This window comes from Thomasclavelia sp., assembly GCF_047249845.1.
GTDB lineage: Bacteria > Bacillota_I > Bacilli_A > Erysipelotrichales > Coprobacillaceae > Thomasclavelia.
Window position 1 is genome coordinate 1 of sequence record NZ_JBKTWO010000098.1, and the last position, 3,806, is coordinate 3,806.

Here is a 3,806-nt window from a genome sequence, read left to right on the forward strand (position 1 = left end):
CCGTCTATCAAAGACATATAGATATGGTATTCAGAATTTCTTATTCATATTTGAAAAATATAGCCGATAGTGAAGACGCTGTATCAATGACCTTTATAAAATATATGAATAATGATATTGTGTTTCATTCTATTGAACATGAAAAAGCGTGGTTCATTGTCACCTGTACACACGTTTGTAAAGATATGCTTAAACAAAGATGGCGAAGACATATCTCTTTTGATGAAAATCATATTGTAAAATTGGAAACTTTTCAAATTGATCAAACATTGGAAGCCATTCTTAAATTACCAGCTCGTTATAAAACAGTTATCTATATGTATTACTATGAAGGGTATAATAGTGAGGAAATTGCAGAAATCTTGCACAAACCATCTTCTACAATTCGTAATCAATTAGCAAGAGCTAAAAAAATATTAAAAAGAAAGTTAGGTGATTTAACATTATGAATCCTATTCAAAAAGCTTACCAACACATACAAATGGACAATCAATCAAAAAAAGAAGTGCTTCAAGACATCTTATCTTCTCATCCAAAACCACAAAGAATCAATGACCGTTATAAAATGATAACATTAAGTTGCTGTATATGTATTGCATTTATATGTTTTATCTTGTTTATGCCAAAAAAGCCAAACACTGCAAACCCATCAACACAACCTTCAAAACAAAATCAGACAAACACAAATTCTGAACTTTACTCATTACCTTCAGAAATCTCCTTAGAAGATATGAAAACATATCCATTCTATATAAGAGTCCATCAAGATGACTATCATCAAGAACTGTTAACACAATTTCTTAATCATATTGAAAATCAAGAAAAGGCTTCTCTTATTATTGTACAATATACGATTGAAGGTGATCCGATTTTGCTAGATGTACAATATCAAAATAATAAAGTCACTATTTTTTATGATGCAACTAGGGACAAATATGGAGTAGATTCAAAGATTACAAAACAGGAGTTTAAGTCTCTTGGTATATATGAAAATACACTGTATGCTTATAATGATCTCCTTAATCAAGATACTATTAACAATAATCAAGCCTATTATATAATCGATATTCAACAAAAATAAAAGATAGGAGAATGCTATTATGCGTAAAATAACTGCTATTATTTGTATCCTCATTTTCATTCTTCTTCCCACAAATGTCTATGCAGATATGGGTCCAAAGCCAAGTGTTGTTCTTAACTTTTATGGTTTAAACAATGAAAAGTGTTATGTTACCCTTCTATCAAAAGAGGATTCATCTGGTCCTTGGTCTGTATATAAAAACACAGAAGATTCTAAGCGTCTTATGGAAAATATGGATGAAAACATTTGGCAATCCTTTGTGAATTATAAAGATAATGATGGTTATTATTTTCTCCAGTTTTTTGATGAATGCACTAATAATCAAAGAGTAACCTGGGGATATCATCCACCAGAAGAATTTAAAATACTGTTATTCTTTCCAGATTCTCATCAATTTATATCTAGTAAAACCTATAAAAGATATGCTTTTGATAGTTATTATAAAGTGACAATAGATAGTCAGTCCCAACAACTTAATGTGACTTCTCAAGAATGGGATAGACAAATAAAAGTTGAACAGAATATAGCATTTGGATGGATACAAACTTCTTTATTTATCAGAATCTTACTCACTATTATTATCGAACTTATGGTTGCTAATATGTTTCATATCAAGAATCCTAAACAACGGGGACTGATTATTGTTACGAATATTTTTACACAATTGCTATTAAATGCCTTATTTAATCTTCTTCCACTTCAACAAAGCACTATTTTATTGATCTTTCATTATTTATGGATAGAATTACTTGTTATTGGTATTGAGATGGTTATTTATATACAATGTATTAAAAAATGTGGACTTCCTAAACCTTCTCATAGAAAAATACAAGTATACACAATGACTGCCAATGTTATATCATTTTTAATTGGACTTATTACCAGTTCAATGATTTAAGCCACTATCAAAATCCTCATCATAATATTTTTCGTTATGATAAAAAAACCAGAAATCAAACTGATTTTCTGGTTTTCTCATTATCCTTCAATTCCTTCTTTTTCTATTAATGATCTTTCATATACTTTAAAGAACGGATAGTATACTGCAACACTGATTGCTAATAAAATAAACATAAATATAATATTTCTAAAATCAAGTGCTGATAGGAAACCTTGCGCAAAGAATGGAGTAAATGATGGGTCAATGATATATCCCATACTAACCAATCCAACTTTTTGTACTATAAAGCCTAATCCAATAGAAATACATGGCATCACTACAAATGGAATTGCTAAAATTGGATTTAAGACAATAGGTCCTCCAAAAATAACAGGTTCATTAATACCACAAATACCTGGAACAACACTTAAACGTCCAATTGATTTTAAATGCTTTACTCTTGAGAAACACATTAATAAAACAAGTCCTAATGTATTTCCTCCACCACCAAGGACAGCATAACGATACATCTGTAAGTTCATAATTTGAGTTGGACCTTTACCAGCATTAACGAGTTCAGCATTAATCCCTGAATTTGTTAATCCCAATACAAAGACAATTGGAAAAATAATAGATGATCCATTAATACCAAATAACCACAAAATATTAGAAAACGCAAAGATTGCCATATAAGCCCAAATATTATCAACGCTTGAAATTGCTGGAGTCAATAAACTCATGATTAATTCTGGCAAAGCTTTTGAAGTTATTGCTATTAAAATTAAATTTAATCCATATAATATAATAATATTTGCTGCTAATGGTAATAATGAATTGACGAAGTTTGTTACAGCAGTAGGCACACTTTCAGGAAAAGTGAAAACAATTTTATGACCTACAATACGACAGATTTCAACCGATAACAAACCAACAATTAAGGCAACAAATAATCCATCAGCACCTAAATATGTCATTGACAATTGCCCATCAGTCACTGGTGCACTAATCATTAAGAATACACACATTGCAATAATACCATTAATTGCTGATTTCATTTTATAACTTTCAGCTAAAGAATAACTGACTCCAAAAGCAGTAACTAATCCAATGAGTCCCATTGTCATCGTATATGGAATTGTAATTGTATTATAGTTTGCAACTGCCCATTGTTTCCATCCAATCATCATTTTCATAAAGATATTGCTTGTATTCAAATCAACAATATCTAAATAAATTGGTGGATTGGCGATAATTAAAAAGATAGATCCCACAACAATTAATGCTAGTGACATCATCATTCCGTTAGAAATTGCTTGTAAATGTCTTTGATTACCGAGTTTGTTTGCTAACGGTGCTAACATTCTTTCTAAACAACTAATCATTTATGCTCTCCCTTATTTAAAATTGCCATCCATTGAATTTGAATGCAGAATCTACAACATTCTCTGGATCATATTCTTCTAAGATTTTTGCATATCTCTCTTTATAGTCATTATCAACCTCTTTTTGAGGATATACTTTACTAGCTTCATTTAAGAAGTGAAATGAATCTCTTCCCATTGCCTGTCCTCTTTGTGTGTGTTTATCTAATGCATAATCAGGAATTTCTGGAAACTTACCCATTGCAAAAGACTTAATACAGATATTCTTTAATAAGTCACTAGAGCGATCCTTTTCTGATGAACATAAATAACGGATTGCATGAATAAAATACATTGGCTTATCACCATCAGCATAATCAAATTGTTTACTCATCTGATAAAGATTATTCACCATAATTGCAGCCATAGGATTTCCCATACCAATATCTTCAACTGATATTGTTAGAAGTCTCCTCCATAACTT

The 3,806-nt window shown here is 30.3% G+C and carries 5 protein-coding genes; 3 read left to right on the forward strand and 2 right to left on the reverse strand.

Annotated features, from left to right (window positions below; genetic code table 11):
* The 3 genes from ACLR9T_RS13425 to ACLR9T_RS13435 all read left to right on the forward strand — a co-directional run.
* On the forward strand, positions 1-449 hold a 449-nt coding region (locus ACLR9T_RS13425; RefSeq protein ID WP_413110015.1), incomplete at its 5' end, for an RNA polymerase sigma factor.
* Positions 446-1,081 (forward strand): DUF4362 domain-containing protein, encoded by a 636-nt coding sequence (locus ACLR9T_RS13430; RefSeq protein WP_413110016.1) that lies wholly within the window; start codon positions 446-448, stop codon positions 1,079-1,081. The genes ACLR9T_RS13425 and ACLR9T_RS13430, both read left to right, overlap by 4 nt.
* A gap of 19 nt (positions 1,082-1,100) precedes the next feature.
* Entirely contained in the window at positions 1,101-1,979 is an 879-nt protein-coding gene (locus tag ACLR9T_RS13435; protein ID WP_008790689.1) for a hypothetical protein, read from the forward strand.
* Positions 1,980-2,059: 80 nt separating this feature from the next.
* Here ACLR9T_RS13435 and ACLR9T_RS13440 read toward each other — a convergent pair whose 3' ends face one another.
* Positions 2,060-3,343, reverse strand: coding sequence for a PTS sugar transporter subunit IIC (locus ACLR9T_RS13440; RefSeq protein WP_413110017.1), 1,284 nt, complete (start codon positions 3,341-3,343; stop codon positions 2,060-2,062).
* 16 nt (positions 3,344-3,359) lie between these two features.
* Positions 3,360-3,806: hypothetical protein (locus ACLR9T_RS13445; protein WP_413110018.1), on the reverse strand; the 447-nt coding region annotated here is incomplete at its 5' end.